At 44.1% G+C, this 17,746-nt stretch carries 14 protein-coding genes; 6 read left to right on the forward strand and 8 right to left on the reverse strand.

What is annotated here, in order from left to right:
- Positions 1–12: 12 nt before the first annotated feature.
- Positions 13–3,330: a maltose alpha-D-glucosyltransferase gene (gene treS / locus ACH11B_RS11500; RefSeq protein WP_377612697.1), complete on the reverse strand. Its 3,318-nt coding sequence runs from the start codon at positions 3,328–3,330 to the stop codon at positions 13–15.
- Positions 3,331–3,336: 6 nt separating this feature from the next.
- Positions 3,337–5,280, reverse strand: a complete 1,944-nt coding sequence (locus tag ACH11B_RS11505; RefSeq protein ID WP_377612694.1) for an alpha-1,4-glucan--maltose-1-phosphate maltosyltransferase — start codon at positions 5,278–5,280, stop codon at positions 3,337–3,339.
- A 352-nt stretch (positions 5,281–5,632) separates the two neighbouring features.
- Here ACH11B_RS11505 and ACH11B_RS11510 point away from each other — a divergent pair, with 352 nt between their 5' ends.
- The 3 genes from ACH11B_RS11510 (at position 5,633) to ACH11B_RS11520 (ending at position 8,322) form a co-directional block, all read left to right on the forward strand.
- Positions 5,633–6,646 carry an LD-carboxypeptidase gene (locus tag ACH11B_RS11510; RefSeq protein WP_130856350.1) on the forward strand — a complete coding sequence of 338 codons (1,014 nt, stop codon included), beginning with the start codon at positions 5,633–5,635 and terminating at the stop codon, positions 6,644–6,646.
- Between the two features lie 236 nt (positions 6,647–6,882).
- Entirely contained in the window at positions 6,883–7,413 is a 531-nt protein-coding gene (locus ACH11B_RS11515; protein ID WP_377612692.1) for a DUF4142 domain-containing protein, read from the forward strand.
- A gap of 72 nt (positions 7,414–7,485) precedes the next feature.
- Positions 7,486–8,322: an MBL fold metallo-hydrolase gene (locus ACH11B_RS11520; protein ID WP_377612690.1), complete on the forward strand. Its 837-nt coding sequence runs from the start codon at positions 7,486–7,488 to the stop codon at positions 8,320–8,322.
- A gap of 2 nt (positions 8,323–8,324) precedes the next feature.
- Here the strand turns inward: ACH11B_RS11520 and ACH11B_RS11525 are convergent, their stop codons facing one another.
- The 6 genes from ACH11B_RS11525 to ACH11B_RS11550 all read right to left on the reverse strand — a co-directional run bounded on the left by ACH11B_RS11525 (position 8,325) and on the right by ACH11B_RS11550 (position 12,667).
- Positions 8,325–8,699, reverse strand: coding sequence for an STAS/SEC14 domain-containing protein (locus tag ACH11B_RS11525; RefSeq protein WP_377612688.1), 375 nt, complete (start codon positions 8,697–8,699; stop codon positions 8,325–8,327).
- Positions 8,680–9,114 carry a hypothetical protein gene (locus ACH11B_RS11530; RefSeq protein WP_377612686.1) on the reverse strand — a complete coding sequence of 145 codons (435 nt, stop codon included), beginning with the start codon at positions 9,112–9,114 and terminating at the stop codon, positions 8,680–8,682. The genes ACH11B_RS11525 and ACH11B_RS11530 overlap by 20 nt, the downstream gene beginning before the upstream one ends.
- Before the next feature lie 82 nt (positions 9,115–9,196).
- Positions 9,197–9,574 (reverse strand): SPW repeat protein, encoded by a 378-nt coding sequence (locus ACH11B_RS11535; protein ID WP_377612684.1) that lies wholly within the window; start codon positions 9,572–9,574, stop codon positions 9,197–9,199.
- A complete protein-coding gene (locus ACH11B_RS11540; RefSeq protein WP_377612682.1) occupies positions 9,571–10,101 on the reverse strand; it encodes a manganese catalase family protein in 531 nt (176 codons plus the stop codon). The genes ACH11B_RS11535 and ACH11B_RS11540 overlap by 4 nt, the downstream gene beginning before the upstream one ends.
- A complete protein-coding gene (locus ACH11B_RS11545) occupies positions 10,031–10,411 on the reverse strand; it encodes a manganese catalase family protein (protein WP_377612680.1) in 381 nt (126 codons plus the stop codon). Before ACH11B_RS11545 ends, ACH11B_RS11540 begins: the two co-directional genes overlap by 71 nt.
- Before the next feature lie 243 nt (positions 10,412–10,654).
- Complete coding sequence (locus ACH11B_RS11550) at positions 10,655–12,667, reverse strand: PAS domain S-box protein (RefSeq protein ID WP_377612678.1); 2,013 nt, start codon at positions 12,665–12,667, stop codon at positions 10,655–10,657.
- Between the two features lie 290 nt (positions 12,668–12,957).
- Between ACH11B_RS11550 and tkt the strand changes: the two genes are divergently transcribed.
- From tkt to ACH11B_RS11565, 3 genes are all read left to right on the forward strand, one after another.
- Positions 12,958–14,967, forward strand: a complete 2,010-nt coding sequence (gene tkt / locus ACH11B_RS11555; protein WP_377612676.1) for a transketolase — start codon at positions 12,958–12,960, stop codon at positions 14,965–14,967.
- 379 nt (positions 14,968–15,346) lie between these two features.
- Entirely contained in the window at positions 15,347–16,474 is a 1,128-nt protein-coding gene (gene tal / locus ACH11B_RS11560) for a transaldolase (RefSeq protein WP_377612674.1), read from the forward strand.
- Positions 16,474–17,094 carry an HAD-IA family hydrolase gene (locus ACH11B_RS11565; protein ID WP_130856359.1) on the forward strand — a complete coding sequence of 207 codons (621 nt, stop codon included), beginning with the start codon at positions 16,474–16,476 and terminating at the stop codon, positions 17,092–17,094. The genes tal and ACH11B_RS11565 overlap by 1 nt, the downstream gene beginning before the upstream one ends.
- The last annotated feature ends 652 nt before the right edge of the window (positions 17,095–17,746 follow it).

Consider the following 17,746-nt stretch of genomic DNA (forward strand, 5'->3'; position numbering starts at 1 on the left):
TGATTTTATGCCTTAAACTTCTTTTAAAATGGATTTAATGCCTCGGAGCGGAACGAGTACCCAGTCGGGACGATTGTTAATCTCATAATTCAGTTCATATACGGCCTTTTGTAGCAAATATACGTCCATCATGATTTGTAGATCCTCCAACCGGGTTGGTATAAATGCTGCTTCATTAACCTTGTCAAGGTAGGCACGCATGAAAAAGCCGCTCATATAGTGGTACCACTGCTCGATAAATGGAGTTAGCGTTTTGATGTCGTCCTCTCGGATCTGGTTATCAAGAAGCAGGCTGCCGAAGGCAGCGTAGTGTAAGGAGCGCAACATACCGGCTACGTCACGTAAGGGCGAAAACTTCAAGCGCCGTTCACTATAACTTCTAGCCGGCTCGCCTTCAAAGTCGAGTATTAAAAAATCTTTGCCCGTAAAAAGTACCTGACCTAAATGGTAGTCTCCGTGAATTCGGGTTTTGACAGCATCTATTCGATGCTGATAGATACGTTTCATGGTACTGAGGACTCTCTCACGGAGTAACAGCACTTCTTTTGCTTCTTCCTGAACCTCTGCACTTAGGTTTTCCATATTTTTTTGAAGACTCTGAAAGCTTGCTCGCACCAGTGATTGGAGTGAGGAATATAGGGAGCGCTGGTAATGGAGCGAAAAGGGCTCAGGTTTAAATTCGGGTAGTTCCGTTGGTTTTGCTAAAGCGAGATGCATTTCGGCAGTTCTTATACCTAACAGCTTTACCAATTCTGCAAGATTGCCTTCCAGCAGCAGTTTCATGTTGTTAGGTATCTCATCAAAATTTAAGGGAAGTAATAGCTTTCCCTTTACTTCTTCCAGCAGTGAATTGGGATCAGCGTGAGACAATACTCTTTCATTGAAATCGTTTAAGCGATCGAGCATATAAGTCCATCCATCGCTGTTGCTTACGGCCATTTCCTGCATCATGGCTAAAACCATCGTATGGCCTGATTTAAATTCCCATTGTATTCTACCTAAATAAGCGGGGACGTGCTTGAACCGAGCCGTTCCCGAAAGATAGGCGATCATTTCCACGTCGGGATTAATGATTGCGTCGACCTTTCGATAGATTTTAAGATAAAACGTATTATCGTAAATAATAGAAGTATTGCTCTGCTCTGCACTCAATACACGAGGCCTGGGCCTTGGATTTTCCTTGATATGTTTTTTTACTTTTTTGTTTCCCAAAAAGCTTATTTGTCCGTTTTTTTGACCTATGTGTCGGTTACCAACCATATTGGCGATGATGGCATGCTGCAACTCAATTCCATAAATGGCGTCATAAAGAACGCCTTCCGTGTGGCCTACTTTCAAATGGGCGATTACTGATTGCGGGCAATTGTCTTGTAAACGATAGGAAAATTGCCCCTTGCCGAAAGCTACAGGCAATTGATAGGTTTCCGGTAAGCCATCATGATAAGATACCTCGATAAGCAATAAAAAGGCGGTTCCTTCTTCCAAGCCAATAGTAGCGTGATCAATGATTCGGAAATTTTCAGGTCCCTTGCCTTTTCCTCCAAACCAACGTAATTTCATGATGTAATCCGGTAGAATACGGTTTTCCAGTTGTTCGATAACAGGCTCGTCTAACAGCTCTTTCCACTCGTCTATCTCGATTAAATGTAATCTTGCTTCATCCGCCAGCTCCGGATGTGCTTTTTCGAGTAAGAACACTTGACTTGCATAAGGGCCTAATGTGAAAAAATAGGGTATATCTTCCTTTATGACAGGGAAGCGGTTGCGACTTAGAATTTCGATCGGGGCAAACCCTTTGTAAGTCTCTAGAAATAGCTCCGCAGCCTGCGAGAAGCGGGACAAATTGGCCACTACGAGCATAATTTCATTGTCATATGTTCTTGTAAAGGCTAAAATTTTAGCGTTTTCCGTGTACACGAATTGAATGTCGCCACGACCAAAAGCCTTATACTTTTTACGAGTGCTGATCATTCGTTTCATCCACCAAAGTAGAGAAGAGGTGTTGCGCGATTGTAATTCAACATTGACTGATTCATAGTGATATTCAGGGTCTAGAATGAGCGGGAGGTACAATCGTTGCGGATTAGCTTCAGAAAAGCCTGCGTTACGATCGGGATGCCATTGCATAGGGGTACGAACACCGTCTCGGTCGCCCAAATAGTAATTGTCGCCCATGCCTATTTCGTCTCCGTAATAGATTACGGGAGTACCCGGTAATGAAAACAATAAGGCATTAAGCAACTCAATTTTCTTTCGATTGTTCTCTAATAAAGGGGCTAATCGGTGCCTGATCCCTAAATTAATTCTGGCTACAGGATCCTTGACATAAACCTTGTACATATAATCACGCTCTTCGTCGGTTACCATTTCCAATGTAAGTTCATCGTGGTTCCGCAGAAAAATTGCCCACTGGCAGGTAGGAGGGATGGAAGGCGTCTGTTCAAAAATATCGGTCAGGGGGTATCGGTCTTCCATCTGTAATGCCATAAACATCCGCGGCATAATGGGGAAATGGTAATTCATGTGGCATTCGTCTCCGGCTCCAAAATAAGCGGCAGAATCCTCCGGCCACATATTGGCTTCCGCTAAAAGAAGGGTGCCTGGGTAATGCAGGTCTATGTGCTCCCGTAGTTTCTTTAAAAAGGCATGGGTTTCGGGTAGGTTTTCGCAATTAGTGCCGTCTCGCTCAAAAAGGTAAGGGACAGCGTCCAATCGAAAGCCGTCTACCCCCATGGCGCACCAATAATTTAGAATATCGAACACTTCCTTTTGCACCAAGGGGTTGTCGTAATTAAGATCAGGTTGATGATGAAAGAATCGATGCCAATAGTATTGCTGAGCAATTGGATCCCACGACCAATTGGAACTTTCGAAGTCTTGAAAAATAATCCGTGCCTCGGCGTACCGATTGGGATCATCGGTCCACACATAATAATTTCGAAGTCCGGAGCCTTTAGGAGCTCTTCGCGCTCGTTGAAACCACGGATGCTGATCCGAGGTATGGTTGATAACGAGCTCAGTTATTACCTTTAGGCCGCGTTTATGTGCCTCTCTAAGAAGGCGTTTAAATTTTTTGATGTTACCGTATGCCGGATTGATGTTATAATAGTCGGCTATGTCGTATCCATCATCTCGAAGGGGCGAAGGATAAAATGGGAGTAACCAAATGGCGGTAATACCTAAGTCCTGTAAATAATCAAGTTTTTGAAGCAGCCCTTCAAAGTCGCCCACCCCATCGCCATTTCCATCGCGAAACGCTTTGATGTGCAACTCATATATGATGGCATCTTTGTACCAGTGAAGTTGGTTGTCTAATTGGCCGTTTTTCATAACAATTTATTGAGTTACATAAAAAATATGGGCAGGCATGAGGTAAGGATTCAGTTCTATATAATTCCATTCGCCAAACCATTCATACTTGTCTCCGCTTAGCAGATCGAATAAATGATAGGGCTTATCAGCATCTAAATGAAGGGCCGATAATGGAATCTTAACGAAGGCTCCCTGGCTATTGAAAAGATCAAGGTTCACGGCAATAATTAACCGGTCCTGCTTGCGTTGATCCGTTTTTACATAACAGATCAACTGGTCATTTTGTACCTCCGCAAACTCAATATTATACGTGTTTTGTAATGCGGGGTGCAGTTTCCGGATCCGGTTAAGTCGTGCAATGATTTCGCCTATCCGCGTATGTGCGTTCCAGTCCCAATGCTTTATCTCATACTTCTCATTGTTTGTGTATTCTTCTTTTCCCGGATGCGCTTCATTGAGACCAAATTCGTAAACCGGGCCGTAAATGCCATAATTGGCAGAAAGCGTTGCTGCGAGGATGGCACGCATGATATGGGCATTTTCTCCACCCTCACTTAGCATGGGGGGTAAAATGTCGGGCGTATTAGGCCAAAAACATGGCCTAAAGTAGTATCGCATATCAGTTTTTGTGAGCTCATACAGGTATGTTTCGAGCTCCCATTTGGTGTTTCGCCAGGTAAAATAAGTATACGACTGATTGAAGCCTCCTTTTGCCAATTGCTCCATAATGCGTGGTCGGGTGAAAGCCTCTGCTAGGAAGATAGTTGCCGGGTGGTCTTTCCGAATTTCCGGTATCACCCATTCCCAAAAGGCGAGTGCTTTGGTGTGCGGATTATCAATACGGAAAATGCTAATCCCGATAGCAATCCAGTAGGATAGGACACTCTTTAGTTCGCTCCATAGATTTTGCCAGTCGGATGTCTCAAAATCGAAAGGTAGGATGTCCTCATAGCGTTTTGGTGGGTTCTCAGCGTATTGGATGGATCCATCAGGTCGCCATTTAAACCAGTTGGGATGGAGCTGCACATAGGGATGATCGGGGGCGCATTGAAAAGCGATATCCATGGCTATTTCGATATCATATTTCTTGGCTGATATGATTAGTTCCTGGAAGTCTTCTAAGCTGCCCAGTTGCGGATGAATCGCTTTATGTCCGCCATGTCGATTACCGATTGCCCAAGGTGACCCGGGTTCTTCCGGATTAGCGATAAGTGCGTTGTTCTTTCCTTTTCTTTTCACTTCACCGATGGGATGAATAGGAGGGAGGTAAAGCACGTCAAAGCCCATTTTTGCGATTCTCGGTAATAGCCGCTTGACGTCTTGGAAGCTTCCATGTTGTCCCGGTATCTCAGCGGTGGATCGTGGAAAAAGCTCATACCAGGTGCTAAAACCAGCCTTTTGACGTTCTGCCTCAATTTTGTAAACTTGGGTGATAGAAGTAAAGGGCTCTAAGCGGTACTGCCGCATAATGGGTAATGTCTCCTCCTTTAATGTCTTTAGTAAATCCTTTTCTATTGCGCCTTGTCGCAAAACCGCTCCCCACTTTTGCAGTTCGGGGAGCAATAAAGGAAGTTCGGTTGTGGCCTCTTCGAGCAGATTTGCGCCGATTAGCAAATCAACGTAAACATCTTGTTCGGCCTCTACCTTCTTTTGCAAGCCATTGATCCAGGAAGCATAGTGATTGACCCAAGCTCTTATACAGAAAAAGTAAACACCTATCGCGGGAAAGCGGAAGGTTGCTGCCCAATGATCATTGATCACATGCTGCATGGCAACCTCCTGCCACTCGTTTGCATGCTGCGCCTTTATGAAAAGGCTTGCAGATACTTGGTCGTGTCCGTCAGCAAAAAGATCAGCGGTAAAGGAAGTTTCATCATTTATCACTGCTTTTGAGGGATAGGTACCATTATCGATAGTGGGCATCACGTGCGTGATATAAACCCTTTGCCGACCCATTATATTATCCATATATCCATCCCCATTGAAATTAAAATCTATACTATTCAATGGTGCATCAGAATAGTGCCGGTATCCTTAAAAAGATATAACTCAAAAAAGATTGGTGTTTTTTAGTGCGATAACGTTCCACGCATGTAGGCACCGTCGGGATGAATGAACGTGTTGATGATATAGTGTGCATTTGGAATGATTTTTATATGGTACTGAAAAACTTACACTACTATAGCATAGAAGATGCATGTGTCATATGGTCGACGCCGCCAAAGGAATAGCCTGATGAAGCTAATCAACACAGGTCCCTACATAGTTGTTCAATACGGTTTGATTAAGGGCTTGCATATGCTCGCAAGACCTGTCAATCATGCTTTTGCTTGGAGAGATTCTTGTATATAAAAAGGAAAAGCAACGAATGATCGTAGACAAATTAAGACCCGGTGATCACATCCAAATCATCGCCCCTGCACAGAGCTTAATGCCCAAATTAACGCAAGAGATGCGTATTCGGGGCGTGAAGAGGTTAGAGGAATTAGGTTTAACGGTAAGCTTTGGAGATCACGTCCATGAAATAGATGAGTTTGGATCAACAACCATAGACAATCGCTTAGCGGATCTACATCGAGCTTACGAAGATAAATCGGTGAAGGCAATTTTAGCGGTATCCGGAGGAACAACATCTAACCAGTTATTGCCCTATATAGATTATAAATTGTTAAAAGACAACCCTAAAATTCTTTGTGGTTTGTCAGATATCACGGCTCTAATAAACGCCGTCTATGCTAAAACCGATGTAGTGACCTACTACGGCCCTCATTTCAATATGTTGAGTGCGGGAGAAGATCTTGGTTTCTCTCTCGATTATTTTCGCGCATGTCTTTTTGACGATAAGCCGATAAGCCTTAGCCCTTCGCTATTTTACTATAATTCTATATGGGAACATGAACAGTTGGATAATCCCGGTTATTGGGTAATTAATGAAGGAGATGTGGAAGGGAAAATTCTGGGAGGGAATTTCTTAACTTTTAACTTTTTACAGGGCAGCGAGTATCTGCCTGATACAAGTGACAGTATCTTTTTTTTGGAAGACAACGGTCCGGAAGATTATAAAAACGTTCAAAACCAGTTGCAAGCGCTTCTCAATCAACCTAGCTTTAGTGGGGTAAAAGCGCTCGCTATTGGTCGGTTTAAACAGAACTCGATGATGACCAAAGAGATTCTTACGAAAATTATCAAGACAAAAAAGCAACTCGACGGTATTCCGGTTATTGCCAATATCGATTTTGGCCATACCCTTCCAATGATAACCATTCCAATTGGAGGGCGCGCTCGTGTCATAGCCGATCCAACGAATCCCGTGATTGAATTACTGATACATTAAGTTGTGATCGCCATTACACCGATTCAGGCGATTCGTATGCGAATACTAAAATTTAAAAGGCATCGCTATGGTAATTTTAGGACATAGAGAAAACCTTGCCGGGAAATGGGGTGACCGAATCGTATCAGGCTGGAATAGGATACGATACTGATTTCCGTATTATTCAATTAAACGATAAAAATGAAGATTCGAGGCATGGATCATGCGTATACTTCTGATATAAATAAAATTTGCCTATGAAAAAGTATTTGATTTTTGCGTTTGTGTATTTGACGATAAGCCATTTCGTCTTATCGTGCAGTGATGATGATGACACCAACCCGGTGATGATGGATAACCAAACTTTTGTTTCGACGGCTGCGAGCAGCAATCAGTTTGAAATTATGGCAGGAGCGCAGGCCGTTGAAAAAGGAAGTGCTGAAGCCGTGCGAAGTTACGGAGAGCTTATGGTGAACGATCACGGGAAAGCGGGTGAAGAGTTGAAAGCGATAGCGGAGACGCAGGGCTTTACGGTGCCCATGGAACTTGCAGCGAAGGAAAAGGCGAACCTAGACCAGCTGACACCACTTACGGGAGAAGCTTTTGACAAAGCTTTTGCGCAGATCATGGTGAAATCGCACGAAGATGCGGTTTTGTTATTTTCCGAGGCAGCGAGTCAGAGCGGTGTACCGAACAGTGCTTTGAGGACTTGGGCGAACGAAAAATTGCCAACCCTTGAAGCGCATTTGGAAGATGCGAAAGCTTTGAATACTCAAATTAATCCCTAATTTCTTTCTAATTCTTCAAGTCGGAGGAGCACCGCCAAGTGCTCCTTCTTTCGCTTAAAAAAATTAAAGTACATGATGAAAAAGAACAGTGATAATAAATTTATACCGATGACATCGGTCAATAGCAATAGCGGACAAGAAGTTACCAAGGATGTGTTTTACTATACCAATCAAATTGTTAATATCGTCATGATTGGTGAAGTTGGAAAAGAAGGATGGGTTTTGGTGGATACCGGTATGCCGAAGTGTGCAGACGAAATGATAGCGGTGGCTCGATCTCGTTTTGACGAACATCCTCCGGCAGCTATCGTGTTGACCCATGGGCATTTTGATCATGTGGGAAATGTAGTCGACTTATTGACCCATTGGCCCGATGTGCCGGTTTTTGCGCATCCCTTGGAATTCCCTTACTTAACAGGGCTACAGGACTATCCAGAGCCGGATACTTCAGTGGAAGGGGGTATGTTGGCGAAATTGGCGGCCATTTATCCACATGAATCGATCGATATTAAGGAACGACTGTTCCCTTTACCGGAAGACGGCCAAGTACCTTTTTTATCGGATTGGCAATGGATACACGTACCGGGACACGCTCCGGGTCAAATAGCTTTGTTCCGAGAAGGAGATCGTCTTTTATTGTCTGCCGATGCCATTGTGACGGTAAGGCAAGATGCACTCTATAAGGTGTTGATGCAAAAAAAGGAGATTAATGGGCCACCGCGATATTTGACGACTAACTGGAAAGCAGCCTATGATTCAGCCGTAAAGCTACAACAGCTAAGGCCTGCTCTCTTAATTGCCGGACATGGTGAGGCAATGGAGGGAAAGGATTTAACCATGGGTTTGAGTCGTTTGATAACAGAATTTGATAAAATCGCCATACCAAAACATGGTAGATTTGTGGACTAAAACTAAGCGGGCAATGGCGCTGAAACCCATTCACAGGCTATTTGCTGATCTTCCAGTCGATAAGTCCGGATTTCACCGTGTACCAAGGGGCTGAGTATATCGTAGATTTTGCGAACCCACTGCTGATCGGATACGATGGCCATTCGATTCCATTTGCTAAAGTGTTCAAAACTGACTTTAATATATTCTAAAAGGGCCTGAAGACTGTAATCTTCAAAACCCGTTTCTAGCAATACAATAAAATTGATTTGAGGATAAGCTTTCGCAACCTCGGCGATACGCTGCACTACAATTTCTTTGTATTCTTCGCCGTTAACTTTTCCTTGCGCCCGATAAGCCACCACATGCGATGGAAAATTATCCATTAATGCTAACATTTCTTTTCCGTTGTTTTTTTGAAGTATATATATGTTGATCACCTGGTTTTGGCATAACAATCCGTTGCGACTCGCGAACGGTAATTAAGCCGGAGATGCATAATCCGATACCCATCAGCAGATGAAAAGCATAGGTAGTTTCTGAAAATAAATATAACCACGGCGATAAGGCCAAGTAAGCGCCTCCGAAGATGTCGGCATATAGATGTATGTCCATGGGAATGGTTTTCCGTACACCTCCTTCATAGTTTGTTAACAAGGACATACCTAAAATCATTACACCAAACAACATACTCAGCATAGTAGCCGGTCGCTCCTCGCTAAAATGGAAAAGAAAGGGGGCAGCTATTAGCAGTAAGGCAGCGCCATAATCTAATACGGCGTGCAGTATTCGGGGGAAGATTCTTACTAGCATAATATTTCAATTTTTTGTTCACATGAGTGAATTTCGTAGATTCAAAAAGCAGGCTGCCTTTTATGGGAGGCAGCCTGCTAGTTTAACTTAAGACGCCGCCCTGGGCCACACCATGTTGACTGGCGGGCACGGTGCAGAGGCCGGCAATAATGGAGAATACACCGACGATGAGATGAGGCAAAAATACCTGATCACTGAAATTAAGCAGCCAAGGCGATAAGGCCAATAATATGCCCAAGATGACATCCATTACCAAATGCGTTGACATCGGAATAACCTTGGCAACTCCGCCTTCATGTCGGGTAAGTAAAGCCATACCCAATACTAAAACACCGGCAATGATAGCACTGTACTTTGCCCCCGGGATATGGGAAAAACCCAGTAAGGTGGGAGCAAGAATTAATAAGATTCCCACTATATAGTCTAACATAGCGTGAACGCGTCTACTGATAAATTTCATATATTATCTTTTTTGTTTATCATTTGTTCAGCTTGGGCATAACCTTCTCTAATGGGGGGAGCTAGCATAGGTTCCTCGCCCATGGGTGTGCCATGCTCGTAGGTAAAAACGCCTTTGCCGTCAATGGAGGTTCCATCGGTCCATCGAGCAATCGGTTTTTCGGGCATATTAATATTAGTAGAAATAAAGGAGTAGGCAACGGAGCTAACTTCTTCTTCCTGCGGAAAGCTATTCGGAATAGGATGCGCGCTTGGGCCACCTAATTCCTCGAGAACGGCTAGCCACTGATTTTGATGCATGGTATCACGCGCAATCAAAAAGGCTAGCATGTCTTTCATGCCTGGATCGGTAGTTGATTCCCATAAACGCGTGGCTAAGGTACGCCCGGTAGCTTCCGCCATGACATTTGCGTGCATGTCTGCTGCTAGGTTACCACTTGCTACCACCCAAGAGCCGTTAAACGGTACACCGTTGGCATCGGCAGCCATAGCCGCTAAACCGGCAGAAAGGTAGTGGCGAGGGTCCATTCCCCCCATGATCTGTTACCGGATTGGACGACACCACTTCGTCAATAATAGAGCCTTTCGCTCCCTCCAAGTTTAAGGCAACGGCCGTACACAACATCTCGATGTGCGAAATTTCTTCCGTTCCCGTCTCCAAAAGCATGTTTCTGTATTTTGCCGGCCCCCGGTTGCCCCAAGCTTGGAAAAGATACTGTAGACATACTCTAATTTCTCCTTCGATACCGCCGATTGCCTGTTGTAACAAACGCGCGAATTGCGGGTTGGGCTTATCAACCCGAACCTTGTACTGTAATCTTCTGTCGTGAAAAAACATAGCTGATTCTCTTTTAGTTAAACTATTGGATTTAACTATGATAATATCATGCCGTATCGATAATGCCCCCGAAATGGACATTATGATTCCGCAATAGTGGGATCGGACGAGTGGATTATACTAGGATAATATCTGTTTATTAGGACGTAGAAAAAACCTTGCCAAAAAAATGCATGGGTATGAGGGTAACCGAGGCATAGCTTCATACGACCAAATATGGACCTGTTAAAGGCCGAGGAGGGTTTAAGGTGTTTTCGGTAATGGAAGTGTAATAACGAATTCACTGCCTTTCCCGTATTCGCTAACAACGTTGATTCTACCATCGTGTCGTTCAATGATCTCCCGGGAAAGATAAAGCCCGATTCCTAACCCTGCTATACCCGAAGTATTATCGGCACGATAAAATCGGGTAAAGACTTGTTGTTGTTGAGAAGACGTCAATCCCATGCCTTCGTCTCGGATGCTGATGGTAGCAACGGTTTCTTTCTTTTCGTATTGGACAAAAACCTCATTGGCGTTCGGTGAATACTTAACGGCATTGCTTAAGAGGTTAACGATAACCTGTTCGATTCGTTGTTTATCGGCTTTAATGGTAATCGGGTATGCGGGGCGGTTCAACGAAATATCGTGGCTATTGACGGAAAAGCGAAAAGACTCTACGGTTTCTTGGACCAGCTCGCCAAGATCGAACAGTTCGGTATTAAACTGAAGCTTACCAGCTTCGATTTTGGAAATATCCAATAATTCGGACACCAATTTGTTTAGTTTGTCTAATTGTTTTACGCTTTTATCAACAAACAGAGACGCCATTTTACTGTCGGGTTTCTTTTCCAACAATTGCAGATAGCCGTAAACGCTTGTAAGTGGTGTTTTAAGCTCATGACTGGCTAATGCGATAAACTCATCTTTCTTTGCGCTTAAGGCCTTGACCTCTTCGAATAACCTGGAATTGTCGAGGGCGATGGCTGCTTGGGCTGTGATGTTACTGATCAAGCTTTCATGGTGTACATTGAACTTGCCGGGCTCCGGATGTCCTAAAAACAGTCCGCCCATTACGACCCCTTTGGCAGAAACAACGGGAGCCGCCAAATAACTCACGACGGGAAGATGACCATGCGGCATTCCGTAGTAAGGGTAATTTTGACCGTAACGGGAATCTTTTCTGATGTCGTCGGATCGTACAATCTCATTGCCGTTGAAGGTTGGGTGAAGCAGGGGTGTGTCGCGCGGCATTTCCAAATGCTTAAGTGCTTCGGCTGGATAACCCGATACGGTAAATCGGGTTTTTATTGTTCCATCTACCTCAACTAAATGGTAAAAAAATGCACCAAAGGCTGCGCCGGTCACTTCTTTACTCGCATCTGTCACTTGCTGTAAAGTGCTCTGTACATCCAATTTCGAAGAGATAGCCCGGCTGATAGAATTGAGGGTTTCCAAATCCCGCGTGTACTGATAGATAGCATTTTGTACCTTCACTTCTTCCGATATATCCCGGGCGATTTTGGATGCACCTATAATTTTACCTTGCTTGTCTCTAATCGGGGACACGGTGAGCGATATAAGTATTTCCTTTCCGTATTTATTGAGTCGTACCGTTTGATAATGGTCAACTTTTTCTCCTTTACGGACCTGCCCTAAAATATAATCTTCCTCACTTAAGCGCGGTTTGGGGATTAAAATGGTAATGGATTTCCCCATTACTTCTTCCGCTGTATAGCCGAAAAGTCGCTCGGCACCAATGTTCCAACTAGTAATAATACCCTGAAGGTCTTTACTGACAATAGCATCATCCGATGATTCGACAATGGATGAAAGGAAAGCTTGCCGCTCTTCCAAGGGGGTACGGTCACTGATGTCAACTAGTGTAGCGTGAGTGCCGGTAATTTCACCAGCGGCGTTATAAAGCACCTTGGGAAACACCAAGAGTTTTCGGTTTGTCCCGTCAGGTCGTTCAATGATTACTTCGGATTGATCGGTGCGATTTAGACCCTTAGCCGTTAAAGCAGTCGGAAATTCTTCTTCAGCCAGTTTCTTCCCATCGGGGCTATAGACCTTGTAAGCACCACTCCAACGGTCTTTTTGCAGGTTGGGCGTTCGGCCCCAAAGGGTGGCTGCAGCAGTATTATAAAAAATAATGGTGCCTTCGGTATTACAGGCATAAATAGCCACCGCTGAGTCGTAAACCAAATTGTGCAACAAAAAGTCGGCATCATTCCCAAAAGGGTTGTACGCCGCATTTGTAAAGGAGTCTCCCATTATTTAACCTAATTTCTTTGAACTGGTTTGTAAATATAGACTATTTCTATAATAGCCCAAGAGCTGGATGCCGAAATCATTACAAATTAAATGCCGAAAATTTGTGAAGCGTAAGCACTGTTTTCTGAATTTGAATTAAAACAATTATGACTTTATGATTAGAATCAATCAGTCAATTATTACGTTATATAGAAAAATCCAACACCGAAGCTGCTTAAATTTGTTATAGTTCTAGCAAAAGCTGAACATACAAAGGTGGGTCCAAATTGAATGATCATAAAAAGTTATCCATGACTAAAGAAAACAGTAACCCCTTAGACGGACTGAGTGTTAACACCATCCGTTTCCTGGCGACCGATATGGTGCAACAGGCAAATTCGGGCCATCCCGGGCTTCCGCTGGGAGCCGCGCCCATGGCATATGTTTTATGGAATCGTTTTCTGCGGTTTAATCCGAAAGATCCTAAATGGCCGAATCGCGACCGCTTCATTCTTTCTGCCGGCCACGGCTCGGCATTATTGTACAGTTTATTGCATTTATACGGATATGATCTGCCGCTGACTGAACTGCAACACTTTCGGCAACTGGGATCAAAAACACCCGGCCATCCGGAATCGGTGTTGACTCCGGGAATTGAGGTGACTACCGGTCCGCTAGGGCAGGGGTTTGGAAATGGCGTTGGAATCGCTATTGCTGAGCGGTTTTTAGCGACGAAATACAATAAAGAGAGCTACGATTTAATAGATCATTATACCTATGCGATTGTTAGCGACGGCGATTTAATGGAAGGGGTCGCTTCAGAGGCGGCATCTTTAGCAGGACACCTCAAGTTGGGCAAGCTTATTTATTTATATGATGATAATGCGATTTCCCTCGATGGGCCGACCAGCTTGGCCTTTACAGAGGATGTGCCTGCACGCTTTAGGGCTTATGGCTGGCAAACCTTAACGGTAGAGGATGGCAATGATCTGGATGCCATTGAGCAGGCCATTTTAGCAGCGCAGGCTGAAACCGAAAAACCCTCTTTAATATCCGTTAAAACGATTATCGGTTATGGCAGTCCGCAACAGGGAACGAATAAGGTACATGGCAATCCACTGGGTATCGAAAATCTAAAGAAAACGAAGGAGTTTTTCGGATGGGACCCGGAGAAAAACTTTTTTATACCGGAAGAAGTGAGCGATTACCTTTTGGGCCGAGGACAAAAAGGAGCTGAATTGCAACAGGCATGGAACGAGCAATTTACATCTTATAAAGTAGTTTTTGAAGCAGAAGCGAAGGACCTTGAAATTAGCTTTGAAGGTGAATTGCCAGCGGGCTGGGATAATGGGATGCCTACTTTCAATGCCGCGGATGCGCTAGCAACCAGAGAGGCTTCGGGAAAGGTATTGGAAGTATTGCGCCAAAACATAAGCTGGTTGATTGGCGGCTCAGCGGATTTAGCAAGTTCGAACAATACGCCTGTTAAAGGAGATGAAAGTTTCCAGCCGGGACATTACGACTTACGCAACATTTGGTTTGGTGTCCGCGAACACGGTATGGGCGCAATATTAAATGGTATGGCCTCTTACGGGGGTACGCGTGTCTATGGCGGTACCTTTTTGACATTTTCGGATTATATGCGAGGAGCCATTCGTTTGGCAGCCTTAACGAAAGCACCGGTCACCTATATATTTACGCATGATAGTGTTGCCTTAGGTGAGGATGGCCCTACGCATCAGTCGGTTGAACATGTTTCGGCTTTGCGGTTAATCCCCAACTTGACGGTCATACGGCCGGCAGACGCTTTTGAGACGATAGCGGCCTGGAAAGTTGCTATGAGTCGACTAAAGGGGCCGGTAGCACTCATCTTGTCGCGACAGAAGTTACCGGTTATCGATCAGCAGCGTTACGCTTCCGGCGATAATTTAAGCAAAGGCGGCTATGTCTTAAGTGACACCGATGGTACCCCTGATATTATTCTTATAGCCACGGGGTCGGAGGTGCAACTCGTTTTAGAAGCGCAAGAGCAACTGACGAAGGAAGGCATTGGCGCCAGGGTTGTCAGTATGCCTTCCTTTGAACTGTTTAATCAACAGGATCAGGCCTATCGTGAGCAGGTTCTGCCACCTCATGTGGCCAAACGGTTAGCCGTGGAAGCAGGTGTGACGCCACTATGGTATCAGTATGTTGGTGCAGACGGAGATGTAATAGGCATCGATACCTTCGGTGAATCGGGTGAAGGCAAAGCGGTGATGACACATTTTGGTTTTACTGCCAAGCATGTTTACGAGCGAGCCCTTAAGTTGTTGAAACGTTGAGTAGGGAATTAGTTTAGTAGTGATGAATTATAATTGATGAACGAATGAATGATGAGTGATCAGTTATGAGTTGCCCGTTGTGAGTTGTGAGAAAGGTTCGAGCGACTGATAATCGAAAGCTGATAGCTGATTTCCGATGGCTTCTTGCCACCGAAGGCAGCATGCATACCTTTGGAAATAGACACAAATAAATAATTATTATAATGAAACCTGCATGAGCTACCGCTCAAAAAAGAGCGTGATTAACGCGGCTCATGCAAGCTGAATTGCCACTAAAAGTCTAATTTAATCAGATGAAACCATCATGATTTATTCAAACCACACAGGGGTATGAATGAATCTGATAGCTTCATCGCCACTAAAAGTCTAATTTAATCAGATGAAAAATCCATTAGCAAAGATCCCTGATTTCGGCCAAAGTATATGGTTGGATTATATCAAAAGATCGTTTATTCAATCCGGTGAATTGAAGAAATTGATAGACGAAGACAATTTAAGAGGAGTTACCTCAAACCCTGCAATTTTCGAAGAAGCGATTGCACGTAGTGAAGACTATAATGATACCATCAGTGAATTGGGAAAGACGGATATGTCGAATGAGGAAATTTTTCTCAAAATGGCTATTGAGGATGTTCAGCATGCCGCTGATGTTTTTAAGGGGGTTTACGAACAGACCAAAGGACTGGATGGCTACGTAAGTCTAGAGGTTTCACCCGGTTTGGCATTGGATACCGAAGGCTCTATTGCAGAGGCACGATCGTCCTGGAAAGCACTTGACCGTCCGAATGTGATGATTAAAATTCCCGGCACAAAGGAAGGCTTGCCGGCCATTAAACAGTTGATAAGCGAAGGCATTAATATCAACGTAACGCTACTTTTTGGTTTAGACCGATATCGCGAAGTAGCGGAAGCTTATATTGCAGGATTAGAAGAACGGGCAGAAAGAGGAGAACCCCTGGAAAAAGTAACCTCGGTAGCAAGTTTCTTTTTAAGTCGCATCGACACAATGGTAGATACGATGTTAGACGAGGTTGCTGAAAATGATCCGAGTAAAGCTACAGCGGCAAAGCAGATTAAAGGACAGGTCGCAATCGCAAGTGCTAAAGTGGCATATAGTATTTATAACGAACTTTTTATGTCTGATCGTTTTCTGGAATTGGAAGCCAAGGGTGCTAAACCACAGCGTTTGCTATGGGCCAGCACCAGTGTGAAAAACAAAGCCTATGATGATCTAATGTATGTTGAAGCACTTATCGGCCCACAAACAGTAGACACCTTGCCAAAAGAAACCTTGAATGCCTATCGCGATCATGGCAACCCCGCAGCACGCTTAAAAGATGACCTTGAGCACGCACGTTATACGCTGTACAAATTGGAAGATATTGTTGGCATTAAGCTTTCCGACGTTACGCAACACCTGGAAGAAGAAGGGATTCAGAAATTTATTAAACCTTTTGATAGCTTGATGGACGTGCTTGCACAGAAACGCAAGGAGGTGGTTTCCTAATGCCTGAACACAATAGCACCATTAAAGCACTCTTTCTGGATATAGGAGGAGTGTTTTTAACAAATGGCTGGGATACAGAAGCTCGTAAAGAAGCAGCAATCAAATTCGGACTTGATTTTGAGGAACTGAATGGAAGACATCGTATCATCTTTGACGCCTATGAGTCAGGTAAATCTACTTTGGACGAATATTTGACTTTGTTAATATTCTATAAACCACGCAATTTTACACGAGAGGATATTAAAGCATTTATGATGCAAAAGTCGCAACCTTATCCCGAGATGATCGAATTGATCCGTACCATAAAACGGAAGCATCATCTTCTCACCATCGCCGTGAATAATGAAGGCAGGGAATTGAACGACTACCGCATTCAGCAATTTGACCTAAAGAGTTTTATTGATGTTTTTGCCTCTTCTTGTTTTGTGCATATGCGAAAACCCGATATGGATATGTATCAACTTGCAATCGATCTGGCACAGGTAAAGCCTGAAGAAATCGTCTATTTAGACGATCGCCCGGTCTTTATTGAGGCGGCTTGCCAACTGGGTATACAGGGTGTTGAACATGTCGATGTAGCAACGACGAAATCAGCTTTGGCTCAGTACGGATTAATATAGTATTGTTAAGTGGTTGAGTAGGGCGATGGTTAAGTAGTTGTTAACGCACAACGCCCTACTCAATTCTTAATTGTTCGCTGTTGATTGTTAGCTATCAGTAATCAGCTGTCAGAAATCGGCTTTCGGCTATTCGGAGTTATAAGTTCTGTGTTATAGGTTTTACGTAAGGGCATCTACTACTATAAGACCGTAAGCTATAGGCTCTAAGCTGTAGGGGCGTGCCGAATTACCCTAGCCAGTTATAAGTTCTATGTTATAGGTTTTAGGTAAGGGCTTCTGCTACTATAAGGCCGTAAGCTATAGGCTCTAAGCCGTAGGGGCGTGCCGAATTACCCTAGCCAGTTATAAGTTCTGTGTTATAGGTTTTAGGTAGGGGCCTCTGCTAATGTGGTAACCATTATCACATTGGCTCATTCGCCAGCTGTCAGTAATCAGCTTTCAGTCGCACAGCCCTTATCACATCATCACATTGGCCAATTGGCTCATTATCACATCGGCAAACCGACCGTAGGAAGCTCATGAGTGCCGAAAAAGCAAACACTTACGAATAATCGTCACATTGGCTCATCGGCTAATTGTCACACTGGCTAATTGGCTAATTATCACATTGGCTCATTGGCTAGTTATCACATTGACCAATTAACGTCTCAAC

Origin of the sequence: Olivibacter sp. EAT-5 (genome assembly GCF_044784325.1) — a bacterium.
GTDB lineage: Bacteria > Bacteroidota > Bacteroidia > Sphingobacteriales > Sphingobacteriaceae > Olivibacter > Olivibacter oleidegradans.

What these genes read in the sequence shown, in the direction of transcription:
- ACH11B_RS11525 (WP_377612688.1), bottom strand. Translation starts at nt 8,699, where the DNA reads ATGTTAGCATTAATGGATAATTTTCCATCGCATGTGGTGGCTTATCGG.
- ACH11B_RS11520 (WP_377612690.1), top strand. Translation starts at nt 7,486, where the DNA reads ATGATGAAAAAGAACAGTGATAATAAATTTATACCGATGACATCGGTC.
- ACH11B_RS11505 (WP_377612694.1), bottom strand. Translation starts at nt 5,280, where the DNA reads ATGGATAATATAATGGGTCGGCAAAGGGTTTATATCACGCACGTGATG.
- ACH11B_RS11545 (WP_377612680.1), bottom strand. Translation starts at nt 10,411, where the DNA reads ATGTTTTTTCACGACAGAAGATTACAGTACAAGGTTCGGGTTGATAAG.
- ACH11B_RS11565 (WP_130856359.1), top strand. Translation starts at nt 16,474, where the DNA reads ATGCCTGAACACAATAGCACCATTAAAGCACTCTTTCTGGATATAGGA.
- ACH11B_RS11540 (WP_377612682.1), bottom strand. Translation starts at nt 10,101, where the DNA reads ATGGACCCTCGCCACTACCTTTCTGCCGGTTTAGCGGCTATGGCTGCC.
- treS (WP_377612697.1), bottom strand. Translation starts at nt 3,330, where the DNA reads ATGAAAAACGGCCAATTAGACAACCAACTTCACTGGTACAAAGATGCC.
- tkt (WP_377612676.1), top strand. Translation starts at nt 12,958, where the DNA reads ATGACTAAAGAAAACAGTAACCCCTTAGACGGACTGAGTGTTAACACC.
- ACH11B_RS11550 (WP_377612678.1), bottom strand. Translation starts at nt 12,667, where the DNA reads ATGGGAGACTCCTTTACAAATGCGGCGTACAACCCTTTTGGGAATGAT.
- ACH11B_RS11515 (WP_377612692.1), top strand. Translation starts at nt 6,883, where the DNA reads ATGAAAAAGTATTTGATTTTTGCGTTTGTGTATTTGACGATAAGCCAT.
- ACH11B_RS11530 (WP_377612686.1), bottom strand. Translation starts at nt 9,114, where the DNA reads ATGCTAGTAAGAATCTTCCCCCGAATACTGCACGCCGTATTAGATTAT.
- ACH11B_RS11510 (WP_130856350.1), top strand. Translation starts at nt 5,633, where the DNA reads ATGCTTTTGCTTGGAGAGATTCTTGTATATAAAAAGGAAAAGCAACGA.
- ACH11B_RS11535 (WP_377612684.1), bottom strand. Translation starts at nt 9,574, where the DNA reads ATGAAATTTATCAGTAGACGCGTTCACGCTATGTTAGACTATATAGTG.
- tal (WP_377612674.1), top strand. Translation starts at nt 15,347, where the DNA reads ATGAAAAATCCATTAGCAAAGATCCCTGATTTCGGCCAAAGTATATGG.